Source organism: Streptomyces sp. NPDC059832, from assembly GCF_042731715.1.
GTDB lineage: Bacteria > Actinomycetota > Actinomycetes > Streptomycetales > Streptomycetaceae > Streptomyces.
On the sequence record NZ_JBHWIY010000008.1, the window covers coordinates 239,197 to 257,742 of the forward strand.

15 protein-coding genes are annotated in these 18,546 nt (G+C 71.4%); 6 read left to right on the forward strand and 9 right to left on the reverse strand.

Going from position 1 to position 18,546, the window contains the following annotated elements; translation table 11 throughout:
- Window positions 1–2 precede the first annotated feature (2 nt).
- Window positions 3–572 carry an ATP/GTP-binding protein gene (locus tag ACFV8T_RS16990; protein ID WP_385328194.1) on the forward strand — a complete coding sequence of 190 codons (570 nt, stop codon included), beginning with the start codon at window positions 3–5 and terminating at the stop codon, window positions 570–572.
- Between the two features lie 123 nt (window positions 573–695).
- Window positions 696–1,829, forward strand: a complete 1,134-nt coding sequence (locus tag ACFV8T_RS16995; protein ID WP_385328196.1) for an FAD-dependent monooxygenase — start codon at window positions 696–698, stop codon at window positions 1,827–1,829.
- A gap of 77 nt (window positions 1,830–1,906) precedes the next feature.
- On the opposite strand, the gene ACFV8T_RS17000 is transcribed toward ACFV8T_RS16995, so the two are convergent.
- Together ACFV8T_RS17000 and ACFV8T_RS17005 are read right to left on the reverse strand one after the other, a co-directional pair.
- Entirely contained in the window at window positions 1,907–2,308 is a 402-nt protein-coding gene (locus tag ACFV8T_RS17000; RefSeq protein WP_385328198.1) for a RidA family protein, read from the reverse strand.
- A complete protein-coding gene (locus tag ACFV8T_RS17005) occupies window positions 2,305–3,432 on the reverse strand; it encodes an acyl-CoA dehydrogenase family protein (RefSeq protein WP_385328200.1) in 1,128 nt (375 codons plus the stop codon). Before ACFV8T_RS17005 ends, ACFV8T_RS17000 begins: the two co-directional genes overlap by 4 nt.
- A 194-nt stretch (window positions 3,433–3,626) precedes the next feature.
- Here ACFV8T_RS17005 and ACFV8T_RS17010 point away from each other — a divergent pair, with 194 nt between their 5' ends.
- From ACFV8T_RS17010 to ACFV8T_RS17020, 3 genes are all read left to right on the forward strand, one after another.
- The gene (locus ACFV8T_RS17010) at window positions 3,627–5,231 is read left to right on the forward strand and encodes an AMP-binding protein (RefSeq protein WP_385328202.1); all 1,605 of its coding nucleotides are present in this window, start codon (window positions 3,627–3,629) and stop codon (window positions 5,229–5,231) included.
- Window positions 5,232–5,300: 69 nt separating this feature from the next.
- Window positions 5,301–6,122: a GNAT family N-acetyltransferase gene (locus tag ACFV8T_RS17015; protein WP_385328203.1), complete on the forward strand. Its 822-nt coding sequence runs from the start codon at window positions 5,301–5,303 to the stop codon at window positions 6,120–6,122.
- The gene (locus ACFV8T_RS17020; RefSeq protein WP_385328204.1) at window positions 6,119–6,550 is read left to right on the forward strand and encodes a hypothetical protein; all 432 of its coding nucleotides are present in this window, start codon (window positions 6,119–6,121) and stop codon (window positions 6,548–6,550) included. Before ACFV8T_RS17015 ends, ACFV8T_RS17020 begins: the two co-directional genes overlap by 4 nt.
- Here the strand turns inward: ACFV8T_RS17020 and ACFV8T_RS17025 are convergent.
- On the reverse strand, window positions 6,537–8,849 hold the full coding sequence (locus ACFV8T_RS17025) for a bifunctional salicylyl-CoA 5-hydroxylase/oxidoreductase (RefSeq protein WP_385328206.1): 2,313 nt from the start codon (window positions 8,847–8,849) through the stop codon (window positions 6,537–6,539). The genes ACFV8T_RS17020 and ACFV8T_RS17025 overlap by 14 nt on opposite strands.
- A gap of 2 nt (window positions 8,850–8,851) precedes the next feature.
- A complete protein-coding gene (locus ACFV8T_RS17030) occupies window positions 8,852–9,679 on the reverse strand; it encodes an enoyl-CoA hydratase family protein (protein ID WP_385328207.1) in 828 nt (275 codons plus the stop codon).
- A gap of 257 nt (window positions 9,680–9,936) precedes the next feature.
- Here ACFV8T_RS17030 and ACFV8T_RS17035 point away from each other — a divergent pair, with 257 nt between their 5' ends.
- Window positions 9,937–10,368 (forward strand): ATP-binding protein, encoded by a 432-nt coding sequence (locus ACFV8T_RS17035; RefSeq protein WP_385328209.1) that lies wholly within the window; start codon window positions 9,937–9,939, stop codon window positions 10,366–10,368.
- Between the two features lie 10 nt (window positions 10,369–10,378).
- Here the strand turns inward: ACFV8T_RS17035 and ACFV8T_RS17040 are convergent, their stop codons facing one another.
- From ACFV8T_RS17040 to ACFV8T_RS17060, 5 genes are all read right to left on the reverse strand, one after another.
- Complete coding sequence (locus ACFV8T_RS17040; protein WP_385328210.1) at window positions 10,379–11,821, reverse strand: amino acid permease; 1,443 nt, start codon at window positions 11,819–11,821, stop codon at window positions 10,379–10,381.
- A 173-nt stretch (window positions 11,822–11,994) separates the two neighbouring features.
- The gene (gene argF / locus ACFV8T_RS17045; protein ID WP_385328212.1) at window positions 11,995–13,011 is read right to left on the reverse strand and encodes an ornithine carbamoyltransferase; all 1,017 of its coding nucleotides are present in this window, start codon (window positions 13,009–13,011) and stop codon (window positions 11,995–11,997) included.
- Between the two features lie 112 nt (window positions 13,012–13,123).
- Complete coding sequence (locus ACFV8T_RS17050) at window positions 13,124–14,356, reverse strand: arginine deiminase (RefSeq protein WP_385328213.1); 1,233 nt, start codon at window positions 14,354–14,356, stop codon at window positions 13,124–13,126.
- Between the two features lie 114 nt (window positions 14,357–14,470).
- The gene (locus tag ACFV8T_RS17055) at window positions 14,471–17,044 is read right to left on the reverse strand and encodes a polynucleotide kinase-phosphatase (protein ID WP_385328215.1); all 2,574 of its coding nucleotides are present in this window, start codon (window positions 17,042–17,044) and stop codon (window positions 14,471–14,473) included.
- Entirely contained in the window at window positions 17,041–18,528 is a 1,488-nt protein-coding gene (locus tag ACFV8T_RS17060) for a 3' terminal RNA ribose 2'-O-methyltransferase Hen1 (RefSeq protein ID WP_385328216.1), read from the reverse strand. Before ACFV8T_RS17060 ends, ACFV8T_RS17055 begins: the two co-directional genes overlap by 4 nt.
- Window positions 18,529–18,546 lie beyond the last annotated feature (18 nt).

The following is an 18,546-nucleotide window of genomic DNA, read 5'->3' on the forward strand; positions in this document are numbered from 1 at the left end:
AGATGACAAGCAGTCAGGCGGCCCCCGCCGCCGTCAAGATCCTTATCGCCGGAGGTTTCGGCGTCGGCAAGACCACCCTGGTGGGCGCGGTCAGCGAGGTCGCGCCGCTGCGCACCGAGGAGTACCTGACCAAGGCCAGCATCGGTGTCGACGACCTGGCCGGTGTCGGCGAGAAGGACACGACCACCGTGGCGCTGGACTTCGGCCGTATCACGGTCAGTTCCGAGCTGGTGGTCTACCTCTTCGGCACCCCGGGCCAGGAACGCTTCTGGTTCATGTGGAACGACCTGGTCAACGGGGCGCTCGGCGGTGTGGTGATCGCCGACACCCGCAGGCTGGAGACGAGCTTCGCCTCGATCGACTTCTACGAGAGCCGGGACATCCCGTTCGTGGTCGCGATCAACTGCTTCCACGGCCACAACACCCGCACACCGGACGAGATCAGGGCCGCTCTCGACCTCGATCCACACGTTCCCCTGCTGATCGGCGACGTCCGCGAGCGGTCGTTCGGCCGGGACGTGCTGCTGGCCCTGGTGGACCACCTGATGAGCCTGCCCGTCGCGGCCGGCTGACCGTCCGCTCCCCGCAGGGTCTCCCGTTCGGATCATGCCGGGCCCGCGGGGTCCGGCACGCACCCCGATCCGGCCCGATCCGAACAAAGACCCCGCACCTTTCTCGCTCTGGAGACACCTGAGATGGCAACACCCCTGCGCGTCCTGATTCACGGCGGCGGCATCGGCGGGCTCACCCTCGCCACCGCACTGGCCCGGCGCGGTCACACCGTCGAGGTCGCCGAGCTCCGTGACGAGCTGGACGCGCTCGGCGTCGGCATCATCCAGCCGTCCAACGCCCTCCACGTCATGCGGGAGATCGGGGCCCTCGACGACTGCCTGGAGGCGGGCTTCGAGTGGGAGATCCTGACCATCGCCGACCCGGCCGGCAACACGCTCGCCGAGATACCCCAGCCGCGGATGGGCGACGCCCCCTCGAACAACGGCATCCCGCGCCCCGCCCTCGCCCGGGTGCTGAACTCCGCCGCCGTCGGCGCGGGTGCGAAGATCCGTTTCGGCACCACGATCACCGAGCTGACCGACGACGGCTCCGGCGTGGACGTCACCCTGTCCGACGGCTCCTCGGGCCGCTGGGACCTGGTGGTCGGCTTCGACGGCATCGGTTCGCCGCTGCGCACCCGGCTCTACGGGGACCGCTACACCCCCGAGTACACCGGCTTCGCGAACTGGCGGGTGACGGTTCCCCGGCAGCCCCGGGTGCGGGGCGTGGTGATGGGCACCGCGGGCAAGGAGGCCAAGGCGCTGCTCACCCCGATCACCGAGGAACTGATGTACCTGGGTGCGGTGTTCGCGGAGTCCGAGGACTTCCGGCCGGACCCGGAGCGGGCCCATGAGCAGCTCACGGAGCGGCTGGCGATGTTCTCCGGGCCGGTCGCCGAGGCACTCGCCACCGTCACCGACCCGGCCTCGGTGGTGTACTCGCGGATCTCCCAGGTGACCGTCGAGGAGCCGTGGCACGTCGGCCGGGTCGTCCTGGCCGGTGACGCCGCGCACGCCTCCACCCCGCACATCGCGCAGGGTGCGGCGATGGCCGTCGAGGACGCACTGGTGCTCGCCGAGTCGCTGGACGCCGAGGCCGACGTGGCCGCGGCCCTCGACGCGTGGGAGGCGCGCCGGCGCCCCCGGGCCATGTGGGTGCAGGCCATGTCGCGTGCGGTGCTCAAGCAGGAGACGGGCAGCGAGACGACGCCCGAGGAGGACGAGCTGCTGAAGGTCGGCATTCCGGGCGCGGCGCACGTGCTGGTGAAGCCGTACTGACCGGCAGAGGTCAGCACCGGCCGCGCTGATGCGCCGATTGCCGTACGGGCCCGGGTCACCGGGCCCGTACGGTGCGTTCAGGGCAGTACCGCCACTCCGTCGATCTCCACCAGGGCCTGCTCGTCCCAGAGCCTGGCCACCCCGATGACCGCCATCGCCGGATAGTCGCGGCCTGCCAGCTGCCGCCAGATCCGGCCCAGTTCGGCGGCCCGTTCGCGGTAGTCGGCCACATCGGTGGCGTACACGGTGACCCGGGCGAGGTCCGCCGGGGCGCCGCCCGCCGCGCGCAGCGCGGTGAGCAGATTGGTGAGCGCCGTCGCGAACTGCTCGGGCAGATCGTCACCGACGACCTTGCCGTCCTGGTCGAGGGCGGTCTGCCCGGCCAGGAAGACCAGTTGGCCGCCGGTGACCGTGACGGCGTGCGAGAAGCCCGTGGGCGGGGACAGCTCGACGGGGTTGATCCGGTGGACCGGACTCATGCGGACGCCTCCCGGCTCGCGTACAGCTCCTTGGCGATGATCGTGCGCTGGACCTCGCTGGCGCCCTCGTAGATCCGTGGCGCGCGGACCTCCCGGTAGAGGTGTTCGAGGAGGTGGCCGCGGCGCAGGGCTCGGGCGCCGTGCAGTTGGACGGCGGTGTCGACGACGTACTGCGCGGTCTCGGTGGCGTACAGCTTCGCCATGGCGGCCCGGCGCGGCACGCCGGACTCCCCCGCGTCGTACGCGGCGGCGGCCGCGTACACCAGGAGCCGGGCCGCCTCGGTGCGGGTCGCCATTTCGGCGACCTGGTGGGAGACGGCCTGGAGGTCCTTCAGCGGGCCGCCGAACGCGGTGCGGTGGGCGGTGTGTTCCACCGTGGCGTCGAGGGCGGCGCGGGCCATGCCGACGGCGAACGCGCCGACGCTGGGGCGGAACAGGTTGAGAGTGTCCATGGCGACCCGGAAGCCCCGGTCCGGTTCGCCGAGGACGTCGTCGGGGGTGACCGGGACACCGTCGAAGTCCAGGGCCCCGATGGGATGCGGCGAGAGCATGTCGAGGGCGGTGCCGGTCAGCCCGGGGCGGTCGGCGGGGACCAGGAACGCGGTGACGCCGCGGGAGCCGGCGCCCTGGGTCGTGCGGGCGAACACGGTGTAGAAGTCGGCCTCGGGCGCGTTGGAGATCCAGCACTTCTCGCCGGTCAGCCGCCAGCCGCCGGGGGTGTGTTCGGCGTTCAGGGCGAGGGCCGCCGCGTCGGAGCCCGCGCCCGGCTCGCTGAGCGCGAAGGCGGCGACGGCGCGGCCCGCGCGCACCTCGGGGAGCCAGCGTTCGCGGTGGGCCGGGGTACCCGAACGGACCAGGGGGTGGGTGCCGAGGCCCTGGAGGGCCAGCGCGGTCTCGGCCTCCGTGCAGCCGCGGGCCAGGGACTCGCGGAGCAGGCAGAGATCGAGGGCGCCGGAGTTCAGCATCCGGTCGAGGAGGCCCGATTCGCCGAGTGCGGCGATCAGCGGGCGGTTGACGTGTCCGGGGTCGCCCTTCTCCGCGAGGGGGCGCAGTTGCTGCTCGGCAAGGGTCCTCAGCTCTTCACACCAGGCGGTTTGTGCCGGATCGAGCGAGAATGCCGTCATACCGGCGCCTCTCTTGTCGCGTCTGCCCGTCTTCTCGTGCCCGTTCTTCGCATCAGTACTCCGGTCTGTCGTCCCGTCCGTTTCCGTGCTCGTCTTCCCGCCCGCTCGTTTTCCCGTCCACTCGTCTTATCGCGGACCGTTGACTACCGTCACCCAAACGATACGCTCCAGAGGCGACAAGGGGGCGATCCGTCATGGACCCGAAGACCTCAGCGCACCTCGACACCTTCGCCAGGGAGCACCTGCCACCCCAGGACGAGTGGCCGGAACTGCTCTTCGACCTTCCCGAACTGCGCTATCCGGACCGCCTCAACTGCGCGGCGGAACTGCTGGACCGCACGACCGACCGCTTCGGCCCCGACCGCCCCGCCTTCCGCACCTCCGACGGTGCGGTCTGGAGCTACGGGGAGCTGCGGGAGCGGGTGGACCGGATCGCCCATGTCCTCACCTCCGACCTGGGCGTCGTCCCCGGCAACCGCGTGCTGCTGCGCGGCCCCACCACACCGCGCCTGGCCGCCTGCTGGCTCGCGGTGCTGAAGGCCGGCGCCATCGCCGTCACGGTGCTGGACCGGCAGCGGTCAGCCGAACTCTCCACCATCTGCTCCATCGCCCGGGTGAGTCACGCACTGTGCGACGTCCGGGCGGTCGACGACCTGGTGAAGGCCGAGGTGCCGGGGCTGCGGATCACGGTGTACGGAGGCGACGCCCCGGACGATCTGCTGCGCCTGGCCGAGGCCAGGACCGGGCCGTACCGCGCCGTGGACACGGCGGCGGACGATGTCGCGCTGATCGCGTTCACCTCGGGCACCACCGGACGCCCGAAGGGCTGCATGCATTTCCACCGGGACGTGCTCGCCATCGCCGACACCTTCTCGGCCCATGTGCTCCGGCCCACTCCCGACGACGTGTTCGCGGGCAGTCCGCCGCTCGGCTTCACCTTCGGGCTCGGCGGACTGGTGGTCTTCCCGCTGCGGGCCGGGGCCAGCGCCCTGCTGCTCGAACAGTCCGGCCCGGCGCAGTTGCTGCCCGCGCTCGCCGCCCACCGGGTCTCGGTGCTGTTCACCGCGCCGACCGCCTACCGCGTGATGCTCGACCGCATCGACGACCACGATCTCGGCGCGCTGCGACGCTGCGTCTCGGCCGGGGAGAACCTTCCGGTGGCCACCTGGCACGCGTGGCACGAGCGGACGGGGCTGCGCATCATCAACGGCATCGGCGCCACCGAGCTGCTGCACATCTTCGTCTCGGCCGCCGACGACGCGATCCGCCCCGGCACCACCGGAGTCCCCGTGCCCGGCTGGCAGGCCCGGGTGCTGGACCGCGACGGCCGGCCGGTGCCGGACGGGGAACCCGGACTCCTCGCCGTACGCGGCCCGGTCGGCTGCCGCTATCTCGCCGACGAGCGCCAGCGGGACTATGTGGCGCACGGCTGGAACCTCACCGGTGACACCTATGTGCGCGACGCGGACGGCTACTTCCGCTACGTGGCCCGCGCCGACGACATGATCATCTCCTCCGGCTACAACATCGCGGGCCCCGAGGTCGAGGACGCCCTGCTGCACCACCCCTCGGTGGCCGAGGCGGCCGTGGTGGGCCGGGCGGACGAGCTGCGCGGCCAGATCGTGGTGGCGTACGTGGTGCTGCGCGAGGGCGCGGTGACATCGGCCGACGAGCTGCGCGCCCACATGAAGAGCGAGCTGGCCCCGCACAAGTGCCCGCGCGTCATCGAGTTCCTGCCCGCCCTCCCCCGCACCGCCACCGGCAAGCTCCAGCGTTTCCGGTTGCGCGACGACGACTGACCCGGGAGGCCGGGCAACCGGTCCCGAAATACGGGTGCTTCGTGCCGCGCGCACCCGGCAGGATGAGGCATGCCCTGGACCTTCACCGATGACGTCGACGCCTTCCTCGACGCGGCCGACGCCTCACTGGCCGCCCGCCCCGCCGAGAACACCCTGATCCTGACCGTCACCGGGACCCTGCGACTCCACGGCCCGCACGCCTACGGCGACGCCGCCCCGCTGCTCGGCTGGTGGCGCGGGGCGGGCGGCGAGGTCGCGGGGACGCTGGTGCAGACCCCGCCGTACCCTCCCGTGCTGGGATCCGTCGCCCCGGAGGCGGTCGGTCCGCTGGCCGCCGCGCTCCCGCTGACCCGGATCAACGCGGACCGGGCCGCCGCCGAACGGATCGCCGCAGGCTGGCCCGGTCACCGGGTCGACCAGGAGCAGCGGCTCTACCGGCTGGCGACGCTGATCCCGCCCTCCCCGGCCCCTTCGGGACGGCCCAGGACCGCCGACGCCGCCGACCGGGAGCTGCTGGTGCGCTGGGTCCGCGACTTCGCCGACGGGACCGGCCAGCCCGGTACCCACGCCGAGCGGCTGGTGGACGAGCGCATCGCGTCCGGCGCGCTGACGCTCTGGGAGGACGACGGCGTCCCGGTGTCGATGGCGGGGGTCTCGCCACGGATCGCCGGCATGGTCCGGGTCGCCTCGGTCTACACCCCGCAGGAGCACCGCGGCCGGGGCTACGCGGCAGCGGTGACGGCGGAGATCAGCCGGGCCGCGCGGGAGGGCGGTGCGCAGGAGGTGCTGCTCTTCACCGACCTCGCGAACCCCACCAGCAACGGCGTGTACCGGCGCATCGGCTACCGGGCGGTCTCGGACCGGCTGCTGATCAGCGTGGCGGAGCGGTGAGCGGGACGCCCGAGCCGGTCTGGCTGGTCGCCGCGAACGTGGTGCTGTGGCGGCGGTACGGGGATCTCGGCCAGGAGCTGCGGCCGGGCACGAAGGCGTACCGGGGCGGCGCGAAGGTGTACGTCGTCGACACCTACCCGGGCATCGGGCACCAGCAGCTGACCACGGTGGGGCACGGGCGGCACACCGGTCGCTGGATCACCATCGACACGGGGACCCGTCATCTGCACACCTTCCGGGCGAGGTTGGTGTACACCCCGGCGGTGCTGAAGCGGTGCGACAGCCGGGGGTTCGGCACTCGGGAGGAGGCCGCGGAGCTGGCCGCGCTGCTGGAGCGGATCGCCCGCGAGGAGCGGCACGCGCACCACGGGGCGCCGTGCCCGCACCGGTGCCGGTGCCACGAGTGCCTGCCCGTCACCCCAGGGTGAGCCGGGGCTTCGGTGCGTCCGTGCGGCCCGTCGGCGGGGTGCGGCTGCCCGCGCGGTAGGGAAGCGGCCAGGGCGCGCCCGGTCCGCCGTAGCCCTGCTCGGCCGCCGCGTGCAGGGTCCAGTGCGGGTCGTAGAGGTGGGGGCGGGCCAGGGCGCAGAGGTCGGCCCGGCCCGCGAGCAGCAGGGAGTTGACGTCGTCCCAGGAGGAGATCGCGCCGACCGCGATGACGGGCACGCACAGGGTGTTGCGGATCCGGTCCGCGTACGGGGTCTGGTAGGAGCGGCCGTACTCGGGGCGCTCGTCGGGGACGACCTGGCCGGTGGAGACATCGATGGCGTCGGCCCCGTGGCCGACGAAGGCGCGGGCGATCTCGACGGCGTCCTCGGCCGTGGTGCCGCCCTCGGCCCAGTCGGTGGCGGAGATCCGGACGGTCATGGGCCGGTCGTCGGGCCAGTCGGCGCGGATCGCGTCGAAGACTTCGAGGGGGAAGCGGAGCCGGTTGCTCAGCGGCCCGCCGTACTCGTCGGTGCGGTGGTTGGTGAGCGGCGAGAGGAAGCCGGAGAGCAGATAGCCGTGGGCGCAGTGCAGTTCGAGCAGGTCGAAGCCGCAGTGGTCGGCGCGCCGGGCCGCCGAGGCGAACTGTTCGCGCACGGCGTCGAGTCCGGCCCGGTCCAGGGCGTGCGGGACCTGGTTGACGCCGGCCGCGTACGGGATCGGGGAGGCGGCGGTGAGCGGCCAGTTGCCGTGGTCGAGGGGCTGGTCGATGCCCTCCCACATCAGTCTGGTGGAGCCCTTGCGTCCGGAGTGGCCGAGCTGCACGCCGATGGCCGTACCCGGCGCGCTCGTGTGGACGAAGTCGGTGATCCGGGTCCAGGCGGCGGCCTGTTCGGGGGTGTAGAGCCCGGTGCAGCCGGGGGTGATGCGGCCCTCGGCGCTGACGCACACCATCTCCGTCATGACGAGACCGGCGCCGCCCAGCGCGCGTGCGCCCAGGTGGACGAGGTGGAAGTCGCCCGGGACACCGTCGACGGCCGAGTACATGTCCATGGGTGAGACGACGACGCGATTGCGCAGTTCGAGGCCGCGCAGTCGCAGCGGGGTGAACATCGGCGGGACGCCCGGGGCGCAGCCGAACTCCTCCTCGACGGCGGCGGTGAAGGAGGCGTCGCGCAGCCGCAGATTGTCGTGGGTGACGCGGCGGCTGCGGGTGAGGAGGTTGAAGGCGAACTGGCGGGGCGGCTGGTCGACGTAGGTGGCGATCTCCTCGAACCAGCGCAGGCTGGCCGCGGCGGCCCGCTGGGTCGATTCGACGACCGGCCGGCGCTCGGCCTCGTACGCGGCCAGTGCACCCGGCAGGTCGGGCTGTTCCTCGATGCAGGCGGCGAGGGCGAGGGCGTCCTCGACGGCGAGTTTGGTGCCGGAGCCGATGGAGAAGTGCGCGGTGTGTGCGGCGTCGCCGATGAGGACGGTGTTGCCGTGCGACCAGTGGTCGTTGACGACGGTGCGGAAGGTGAGCCAGGAGGAGTTGTTGGAGCGCAGCGGCCGGCCGCCGAGCGCCTCGGTGAAGATCTTGGCGCACCGCAGGGTCGAGTGCTCCGTGTCGCAGGTGTCGAATCCGGCGGCCCGCCAGACCTCCTCGCGCATCTCGACGATGACGGTGGAGGCGTCGGCCGAGAAGGGGTAGCCGTGGAGCTGCATCACCCCGTACGCGGTCTCGGCGGTCTCGAAGCGGAAGGCGTCGAGGGCGAAGTCGGCGGCGAGCCAGATGTAGCGGCAGCGGTGGGTGGTGAGGCGGGGGCCGAAGGTGTCGGCGTGGGCGGTACGGGTGAGGCTGTGCACACCGTCGGCGGCGATCACCAGGTCGTGGGAGGCGGCCAGCTCGGCGGCGGGCGGCGCCCCGGTGCGGAAGCGGAGGCGTACGCCGAGGGATTCGCAGCGGTCGTGCAGGATCCGCAGCAGCCTGCGTCTGCCCAGCGCCGCGAAGCCGTGGCCGCCGGACGTCTGGGTGACGCCCCGGTGGACGATGTCGATGTCGTCCCACCGTACGAATTCCTCCTGGAGGGCCCGGTACACGACGGGGTCGGCGTGCTCGATGCCGCCGAGGGTCTCGTCGGAGAGGACGACGCCGAAGCCGAAGGTGTCCTCGGGGGCGTTGCGCTCCCAGACGGTGATCTCGCGCTCCGGGTCGAGCCGCTTGAGCAGGGCCGCGGCGTAGAGCCCGCCGGGCCCGCCGCCGATGACCGCGATCCGCTTCACGCCGGTCCGGGCCGCGCCGGACGGGGCCGTTTCGGAGGGCATCGCTACCGGCCCCGCCACTTCGGTGGCCGCTTCTCGGTGAAGGCGGCATGGAATTCCGCGTAGTCCTCGCCGTGCATCAGCAGGGCCTGGGTGGCGGCGTCCATCTCGACCGCGGCGGCCAGCGGCATGTCGAGTTCGGCGGTGAGCAGGGCCTTGGTCTGGGCGAGGGCGAGGGCCGGTCCGTCGGCGAGCCGGCGGGCGAGCGCCGCCGCGCGTACATCGGCCCGGCCCTCTTCGGTCAGCTCGCTGATCAGTCCGATACGTTCCGCTTCGGGCGCGCGGACCGGTTCGCCGAGCATGAGCAGTCGGGTGGCGTGGCCGAGGCCGACGACGCGCGGCAGCAGGTAGGCGGCGCCCATGTCGCCGCCGGAGAGGCCGACCTTGGTGAACAGGAAGGCGAAACGGGCCGACGGATCGGCGATCCGGAAGTCCGCGGCCAGCGCGAGTACCGCCCCGGCGCCCGCCGCCACCCCGTGTACGGCGGCGATGACGGGGAAGGGGGTTTCACGAAGGGCTCGCACCACCTGTCCGGTCATGCGATTGAAATCGAGGAGCTGGGCGGTGTCCATGGCGAGTGTCGCGCCGATGATGTCGTCGACATCTCCGCCGGAGCAGAATCCGCGGCCCTCCCCCGCGAGCACCAGAGCGCGCACGCTGCGTTCGCGGGACAGTTCGGCAAGCAGGTCGCGCAGATCGGCGTAGGCGCCGAAGGTGAGCGCGTTGAGTTTCTCGGGCCGGGCGAGCGTGACGGTGGCAACCCCGTCGTCCGTCGTCAGCCGCAGATGGCGCCAGTCGTCCGTGTGCGGGGCGGAGCTGGGAAACGGGCTCATGGAGGGGGCTCCCCTTCAGCCGTCGGGCTGCTACCTGCACCCGAACTTATCACTCGTACGTGACTTCCGTCACGAGCACGCGATAGGCGGAGAGTGAAGACACAGTGGCCAACGTCCCTTTCATACCTGTCGGCAGTCCCTTGCCCGTGTCATTGCACTTCGTAAGGTTGAAACCGAGAAGTCTTGATACCGGAGAGTCCCCGCACCCACGAACCCACGACCAGACCCGCACTCCGCCCCGGAACGGAAACCATGCCGTGCCCCCCGATGTCCCCCTCCCCGCCTCCTGGCGGATCGCGCTCCCGCATTCGACGGCGGCCGTACCGATTGCCCGTGCCCTGATCCGTACCGCACTCGCGGACATCGACGCACCGGCCGACACCGACACCGCCGAGCTCCTCACCGCGGAGCTGGTCGCCAACGCGGTCGAGCACACCCGCAGCGACGAGCCGATCGAGCTGGTGGTGGAGCTCCTGCCCAGCGGCTGCCAGGTCGAGGTGCACGACCGCGACCCCGCCCCGCCGGACGGTCTCTCCTTCCCCAGGCCCGGCGGCGAGCCGGACCCCTGGCAGGAACACGGCCGGGGTCTGCTGCTGATCCGGACGCTCAGTTCGTCCTGCGGTCACCGCACCACGGAGCACGGCAAGGCCGTGTGGTTCACCCTGCCGTCCCTCACGCCCCAGAGCTGAGCCGCCGCCCTCACCGGGCCGCGTCGGCGGCGGCCAGCCGGGAGCGGCTGCGGCCGTAGAAGGCGTACACCGCCGAGCCGACGATCAGGAAGACCGCGAACTGGATCCAGGTCGCCCAGCCCGTCCCGTACATCAGATAGAGGCAGAAGCCGACGCCCAGCAGCGGGCTCAGCGGATAGAGCGGCACCCGGAACGAGCCCCTCACCTCCGGGTTGCGGCGCCGCAGCACGATCACCGCGACGTTCACCGCGACCATGGTGGCCAGCGTGCCGATGGTGGTCAGATTCACCACCACGCCGAGCGACGAGAAGGCCGCCGGGACCGCGAAGACGACCGCCACGATCCAGGTGTTGGCGACCGGCGTCGCCGTGCGCGGCGAGACCCGCTCGAAGACCCGCGGGATCAGTCCGTCACGGGACATCGACATCAGGATGCGGGTCTGCCCGTACATCACCGCGAGCACGACGGACGCGATCGCGACGACCGCTCCGAAGGCGATGATCCCGCCGCCGACGGTCGAATCGGTGACCTGGTCGACGACGATCGAGAGCGCGGCCGGCCGGTCGGCGACGGCCTTCGGCCCCAGCGCGCCGATGGCGGCGAGCGCGACCGCGCAGTAGAGCAGCGTGACCAGGCCGATGCAGACCATGATCGCGATCGGGATGTTCCGCCGCGGGTTCTTGACCTCTTCGCCCGCGGTGGTGATGGCGTCGAAGCCGATGTACGAGAAGAACGCCAGCGACGCACCGGCCGTGACCCCGCCCGCGCCGTGGGCGAAGAACGGCGTGAGGTTCCCGCGCTCGAAGGCCGTGAAGGCGATGACGCAGAACAGGATCAGGATGGTGATCTTGAGGACCGCCATCGCGGCGGTGGCCCCGGCGCTCTCCCGGACGCCGCGCACCAGCAGGGTGGCGGCCATCATGACCACCAGGACGGCGGGCAGATTGATCACACCGCCGTCGCCGGGGCCCGCCGAGAGGGCGGCCGGCAGCTGCGCGCCGAACAGACTGTCCAGCAGCTCGTTGACGTACTGGCTCCAGCCGACGGCGACCGCGGAGACCGAGACGCCGTACTCCAGCAGCAGACACCAGCCGACGAGGAAGGCGATGCGTTCACCGAGGGTCGCGTAGGCGAAGGAGTAGGAGCTGCCGGAGACCGGGATGGCGCTGCCCAGCTCGGCGAAGGAGAACGCGGTGAAGATGCAGGTGATCGCGGCGAGCACGAAGGAGAGCACGACCGCGGGGCCCGCCTCGGCGACGCTGTCGGAGAGTCCGACGAAGATGCCGGTGCCGACGACGGCGCCGACACCGAAGCACACCAGCTGGAAGAGCCCCATGGTGCGCTTGAGGCCGTGCCCCTCCAGGTCGGCGCCGGACTCGGCGATCAGCTGGTGGGGATTCTTGATGCGCGGCCCGGACAGGTGCGGGGGGATCGGTGGGCGCAGCGGACTCACGGGGATGGTCTCTTCTCTGGCGGAGCATGTGGGGGGTGCGACCGGGGGCTGTGGGGGCTCCGGTGGCACACAGAAAATGGGGTTCGAGCGTGCGAGCTCGAACCCCACCAGGAGGCAACATATTAGTCGCCTCTGCGCATGTTCACCCAATCGGGCGTATGTTCATGCAGCGATCAGCCCTTGACCTCCGGGGACGCCATGGTCGCCACCAGAACGGCCTTGATCGTGTGCATCCGGTTCTCCGCCTCGTCGAAGACGACCGAGTGCGCGGACTCGAAGACCTCGTCGGTGACCTCCAGCTCCGTCAGACCGTAGGCGGCCTCGATCCCCCGACCGACCTCGGTACCGAGGTCGTGGAAGGCCGGGAGGCAGTGCAGGAACTTCACGTCGGCGTTGCCGGTGGCGCGGAGCACGTCCATGGTCACGGCGTACGGCGCCAGGGCCTCGATCCGCTCGGCCCAGACCTCCTTGGGCTCACCCATGGAGACCCAGACGTCGGTGGCGACGAAGTCGGCGCCCTTGACGCCCTCGGCGATGTCCTCGGTGAGGGTGATGGTCGCACCGCTCGCACCGGCCAGCCGGTGGGCCTCGGCGACGATCTCCTCGGCGGGCCAGTACGCCTTCGGCGCGACGATGCGTACGTCCATGCCGAGCAGGGCGCCGGTGATCAGGTAGGAGTTGCCCATGTTGAAGCGGGCGTCGCCGAGGTAGGCGAAGGCGATCCGCTCCAGCGGCTTGTCGCTGTGCTCGGTCATGGTGAGGAGATCGGCGAGCATCTGGGTCGGGTGCCAGTCGTCGGTGAGCCCGTTGAAGACCGGAACGCCGCCGTGGGCGGCCAGCTCCTCGACGGCCGTCTGGCTGTCGCCGCGGTACTCGATGCCGTCGAACATCCGGCCGAGAACCCGGGCCGTGTCCTTGACCGACTCCTTGTGCCCCATCTGTGAGCCGGAGGGGTCCAGATAGGTCGTGGACGCACCCTGGTCCGCGGCGGCCACCTCGAAGGCGCAGCGGGTGCGGGTCGAGGTCTTCTCGAAGATCAGCGCGATGTTCTTGCCGCGCAGCCGCTGCGCCTCGGCCCCCGACTTCTTGGCGGCCTTGAGCTCGGCCGCGAGCTCGATCAGGCCGCGGAACTCCTCGGCCGTGAAGTCCAGCTCCTTGAGGAAGTGGCGGCCTGCGAGGTCTATGGCCATGGGAGAGCTCCTGGGTCGGGCGAGGATCGCACGTACAGTGATTCTGGAAGTCTATACGACACCATGCATCGCTATACGGTGCGGTCGGCTCACGCCGCGCCCGGCCCCGCCCCTACACCGGGTCGCGCTCCACCGGACAGCTCATGCAACGGGGGCCGCCCCTGCCCCGGCCGAGTTCGCTGCCGCGGATCTCGATGACCTCGATGCCCTCCTCGCGCAGAAAGGTGTTGGTGGTGGCGTTGCGCTCGTACGCGACGACGACTCCCGGCTCGACGGCCAGCACGTTGCAGCCGTCGTCCCACTGCTCGCGCTCGGCGGCGTGCACGTCCTGGGTGGCCGTGAGGACGCGGATCGAGTCCAGCCCCAGAGCCCGTGCGATGGCCCGGTGCATGTGCTCGGGCGGATGGTCGGTGACCTTCAGGTCCCTGGGGCCGTCGCCGGGCTCGATGGTGTACGAGCGGAGCATGCCCAGGCCGGCGTACTGGGTGAAGGTGTCGCCGTCGATCATCGTCATCACCGTGTCGAGGTGCATGAACGCCCGGCGCTTGGGCATGTCGAGCGCCACGATCGTGCGGGCCGAGCCCGCGTCGAAGAGTCCGCGGGCCAGCATCTCCACCGCCTGCGGGGTGGTGCGTTCGCTCATCCCGATGAGTACGGCGCCATGGCCGATGACCAGTACGTCACCGCCCTCGATGGTGGACGGGTAGTCGTCCTGCCCCTCCGACCAGTGGTGGAAGGCGCCCGCGTCGGGGCCGGTGAAGAGGGGGTGGTGGCGGTAGATCGCCTCGAAATGGACGGTCTCGCGCTGCCGGGCCGGCCAGCGCATCGCGTTGATGGACACCCCGTCGTATATCCAGGCCGAGGTGTCCCGGGTGAAGAGATGGTTCGGCAGCGGGTCCAGCAGGAAGTCGTCCAGGTCCATGACGTGGAAGCGGACGGAGGTCGGCTCGCCGTGCCCGGCCAGGAACTCCCGCTTGGTCATCCCGCCGACGAGCGCGTCGACCAGCTCGGAACTGGGCAGCTTCTCGAAGGCGGCCCGCAGATGCTCGGTGGCGAGCGGGCCGTACTCCTTCTCCTCGAAGACCCGGTCCAGGACGAGCCGCCTGGCCACCGGGATGTCCAGCGACTCGCGCAGCAGGTCGCCGAAGAGGTGCACCTCCACACCGCGGTCGCGCAGTACGTCCGCGAAGCCGTCGTGCTCCTGGCGGGCCCGGCGCACCCAGAGCACGTCGTCGAACAGGAGCGCGTCCTTGTTGCTGGGGGTGAGCCGCTTCAGTTCCAGATCGGGGCGGTGCAGGATGACGCGGCGCAGCCGCCCGGCCTCGGAGTCGACATGGAATCCCATGCCTCCATCCTCACCGTGCACGGGCCCGTTCACTCCCGCGAACCGCCAGCGGGTTTTCCGGTGATCCCACCGGAGAACCCGCCGACGACGCCCCACAGCCTGCTGCGAGGCTCCTCAGAGCCGCGGGTCGACCGGCTCCGACTCCAGGGCCAGCACCGCGAACACCGCCTCGTGGACCCGCCACAGCGGCTCCCCGTCGGCCAGCCGGTCCAGCGCTTCGAGCCCCAGCGCGTACTCCCGGAGCGCCAGCGACCGCTTGTGGCCGAGGAACCTGCCGCGCAGCCGTTCCAGGTTCTCCGGGCGGGTGTACTCGGGTCCGTAGATGATCCGGAGGTACTCCCGGCCGCGCACCTTGATGCCCGGCTGGACCAGCCTGCCCCTGCCGTCCCGTACGAGCGCGGCGAGCGGCTTGACGACCATGCCCTCGCCGCCGCGGCCGGTCATCTCCAGCCACCAGTCGACACCGGCGCGCACCGACGCCTCGTCCCCGGTGTCGACGACGAGCCGACGAGTGACCTGGAGGAGCCCGGTCGGGTCGTGCTCGACCAGCCGGTCGAGCCAGGCCAGCTGCTCGTCGTGCGGTACGGAGGCCAGTGAGCGGCCCTGGACGGCGAGAACCTGGAAGGGCGCGAGACGGACCCCGTCCAGCCCCTGGGTGCTCCAGCAGTACCGGCGGTACGCCTCGGTGAACGCGGCGGCGTCCTCGGCGCGACCCCGCTGGCGGTCGGCGAGAGCGCCGACGTCCACCCCACGGGCCGCCGCGGCCGCGAGGGCCGCGTTGGCCTCCGGGAGGACGGCGCCGGACGCGGCGCCGACCGCGGCGTACTGCGAGCGCAGCAGCCCGGCCGCCTTGAGGGACCAGGGCATCAGCTCGGCGTCGAGCAGCACCCAGTCGGTGCCCCACTCCTCCCAGAGCCCGGCGGCTGTGACGGCGTCGCGCAGCCTGCCGAGGATCACCTCGGTGAGCGCGACGTCGTCGAGGAACGGCCGTCCGGTACGGGTGTGCAGCGCCCCGGTCGGGCCGCCGGCGGAACCGAGGGCGTCCGGGGTGCCGCCCACACCGAACCGCTCACGGGCGGCGGCCGCGTCCCGGCAGACGAGCGCCACCGCACGCGACCCCATGTGCTTCTCCTCGCACACGACCTTGTCCACGCCGTCCGCCCGGTACTGCGCGAAGGCCTCGGCCGGGTGCTCCAGGTAGCCGTCCTCGCGCGAGGTGGCGGTGGGCGCCATGGTCGGCGGGAGGTAGCCGAGCAGCTGGGGGTCGACGGCGAACCGGCTCATGACTTCGAGCGCGGCGGCGGCGTTCTCCTCACGGACGGCGATGCGGCCCATGTGCCGGGTCTCGACGATCCGGCGGCCCTGCACATCGGCGAGGTCGAGCGGCCGTCCCTCCCGGCCACCGGGTGCCTCGGTGGCCAGCGGCTTGGCCGGCTCGTACCAGACCTGCTCGGCCGGTACGTCGACGAGCTCGCGCTCCGGCCAGCGCAGCGCGGTCATCTTCCCGCCGAAGACCGCTCCGGTGTCCAGGCAGATGGTGTTGTTGATCCAGGAGGTGTTGGGCACCGGGGTGTGTCCGTAGACCACGGCGGCACGGCCCCGGTACTCCTCCGCCCACGGGTAGCGCACGGGCAGGCCGAACTCGTCGGTCTCGCCGGTGGTGTCCCCGTACAGCGCGTGCGAGCGGACCCGTCCGGAGGTGCGGCCGTGGTACTTCTCGGGAAGTCCGGCGTGGCAGACGACGAGCCTGCCCCCGTCGAGCACGTAGTGGCTGACGAGCCCGTCGATGAACTCCCGGACCTGCTCGCGGAAGGCCGGGTCCTTCTCGTCCTCCCGGTCCAATTGCTCGATGGTCTCGGCGAGTCCATGGGTGTGCTGGACTTTGCGGCCCTTGAGGTAGCGGCCGAGCTTGTTCTCGTGGTTGCCCGGCACGCACAGGGCGTCGCCCGCCGACACCATGGCCATGACGCGGCGCAGCACTCCGGGGCTGTCGGGGCCGCGGTCCACGAGGTCGCCGACGAAGACCGCCGTACGCCCTTCGGGGTGCGCGCCGTCGACATAGCCGAGCTTGCCGAGCAGGGACTCCAGCTCGGAGCTGCAGCCGTGGATGTCGCCGATGATGTCGAAGGGGCCCGTGAGGTGGCGCAGGTCGTTGTAGCGGCGCTCCAGCACCACTTCGGCGTGGACCGCCTCCTCCTCGGTGCGCAGGATGTGCACCTTGCGGAAGCCCTCGCGCTCCAGGCCGCGCAGCGAACGGCGCAGTTCGCGGCGGTGCCGCTGAATGACGTGGCGCGGCATGTCGGCGCGGTCGGGGCGGGCCGCGTTGCGCGCGACACAGACCTCTTCGGGCAGGTCGAGGACGATCGCGATGGGCAGCACGTCGTGGCTCCTGGCCAGCTGGACCAGCTGCTTGCGGCTCTCGGACTGGACGTTGGTGGCGTCCACGACGGTCAGCCGTCCGGCTGCCAGCCGCTTGCCCACGATGTAGTGCAGGACGTCGAAGGCGTCACGGCTGGCGCTCTGGTCGTTCTCGTCGTCGGCTACCAGACCACGGCAGAAGTCCGAGGAGACGATCTCCGTGGGCTTGAAGTGCTCGCGGGCGAAGGTGGACTTGCCGGAACCGCTGGCCCCGATGAGGACCACGAGGGAGAGGTCGGTCACCGGCAGTGTGCGTGAGGTACTGGTCATGCGGCATTCGCCTCCTTCCCGGTCCTGTTCCCGGTCTCGTCGGCCGCGGTCATCGTGAACACGGCCATCTGTGTGGGCGGCCCCACCTCGGGGTCGTCGGGCCCCACGGGGACGAAGTCGACCCCGTATCCGTGCCGCTGCGCCACTTCCCGGGCCCAGCCGCGGAATTCGGCCCTGGTCCATTCGAACCGGTGGTCGCCGTGGCGCACATGCCCGGCCGGAAGGGTCTCCCAGCGGACGTTGTACTCGACGTTCGGCGTCGTCACGAGCACGGTCCGCGGTCGGGCCGAACCGAACACGGCGTACTCCAGCGCGGGCAGTCTCGGCAGGTCGAGGTGTTCGATGACCTCGCTGAGCACGGCCGCGTCGTACCCCTTGAGCCGCTTGTCGGTGTAGGTGAGCGAGCCCTGCTGAAGCGTGACCCGTCCGGCCTGCCGCTCCCCCATCCGGTCCAGCTTCAGCCGTCGTGAGGCAATGGTGAGGGCGCGGATCGAGACATCGACGCCGACGATCTGCGTGAAGCCCACGTCCTTGAGCAGTGCCTGCACCAACTGGCCCTGCCCGCAGCCCAGGTCGAGGACCCGGCTCGCGCCCGCGGCCCGCAGCACGTCGAGGATCGCGGCGCGCCGCTGCTCGGCGAGCGGGACCGGCTTCTCCTCGGTGTCGGTCGTCTCGTCCACCGCGTTGTCGATGCTCTCGACGTCCAGGTCGTCCGACTCGGCGAGCCGCACCAGTTCGAGCCGCTGCATCGCCTGCCGGGTCAGCCCCCAGCGCCGGGACAGATAGCGGCTGGTGATCAGCTTCTGCTCGGGGTGGGTGGCGAGCCAGCCCTCGCCCGCCCGCAGCAGCTTGTCCACCTCGTCCGGTGCGACCCAGTAGTGCTTGGCGTCGTCCAGCACCGGCAGCAGCACGTACAGCTGCCGCAACGCGTCCGCCAGCCGCAACTCGCCTTCGAGCACCAGCCGTACGTACCGCGAGTCCCCCCACTCCGGGAACTGCTCGTCCAGAGGAACGGCCACCGCGTCCACGCTCGTCCAGCCGAGCGGCCCGAAGAGCTTGCGCACCAGCTCCGCTCCACCGCGGGCCGGCAGCGCGGGCACCTCGATCCGCAGCGGCATCGATGCCTCCGCGCGCTCGGGCAGCGCGCGGCACGCACCGTTCAGCGCGGACTTGAAGACCGTGCTCATGGCGACGGACAGCAACGAGGACGCCGCGTAGGGGCGGTCGTTGACATACTGCGCGAGCGCCGCGTCGGGAGCGCCGCCCCGGCCCTTGCCCTTGCCCCGGCGCACCAGGGCCACGGGATCCACTTCCAGCAGAAGCGCCGCGGTGCAGCGCTCGGCGGATGCCTCGGTATAGAAGACATGCGCGGTGCCGTGGGAGGTGGAGAACGTCTGCGCCTTCTCGGGATGCTTGTGCAGCAGGAAGCCGAGGTCGGTCGCCGGACGTTCCGGGTTGCCGGTTGTGCTGATTGTCAGGAACACACGTCCGAGTATGGTCCG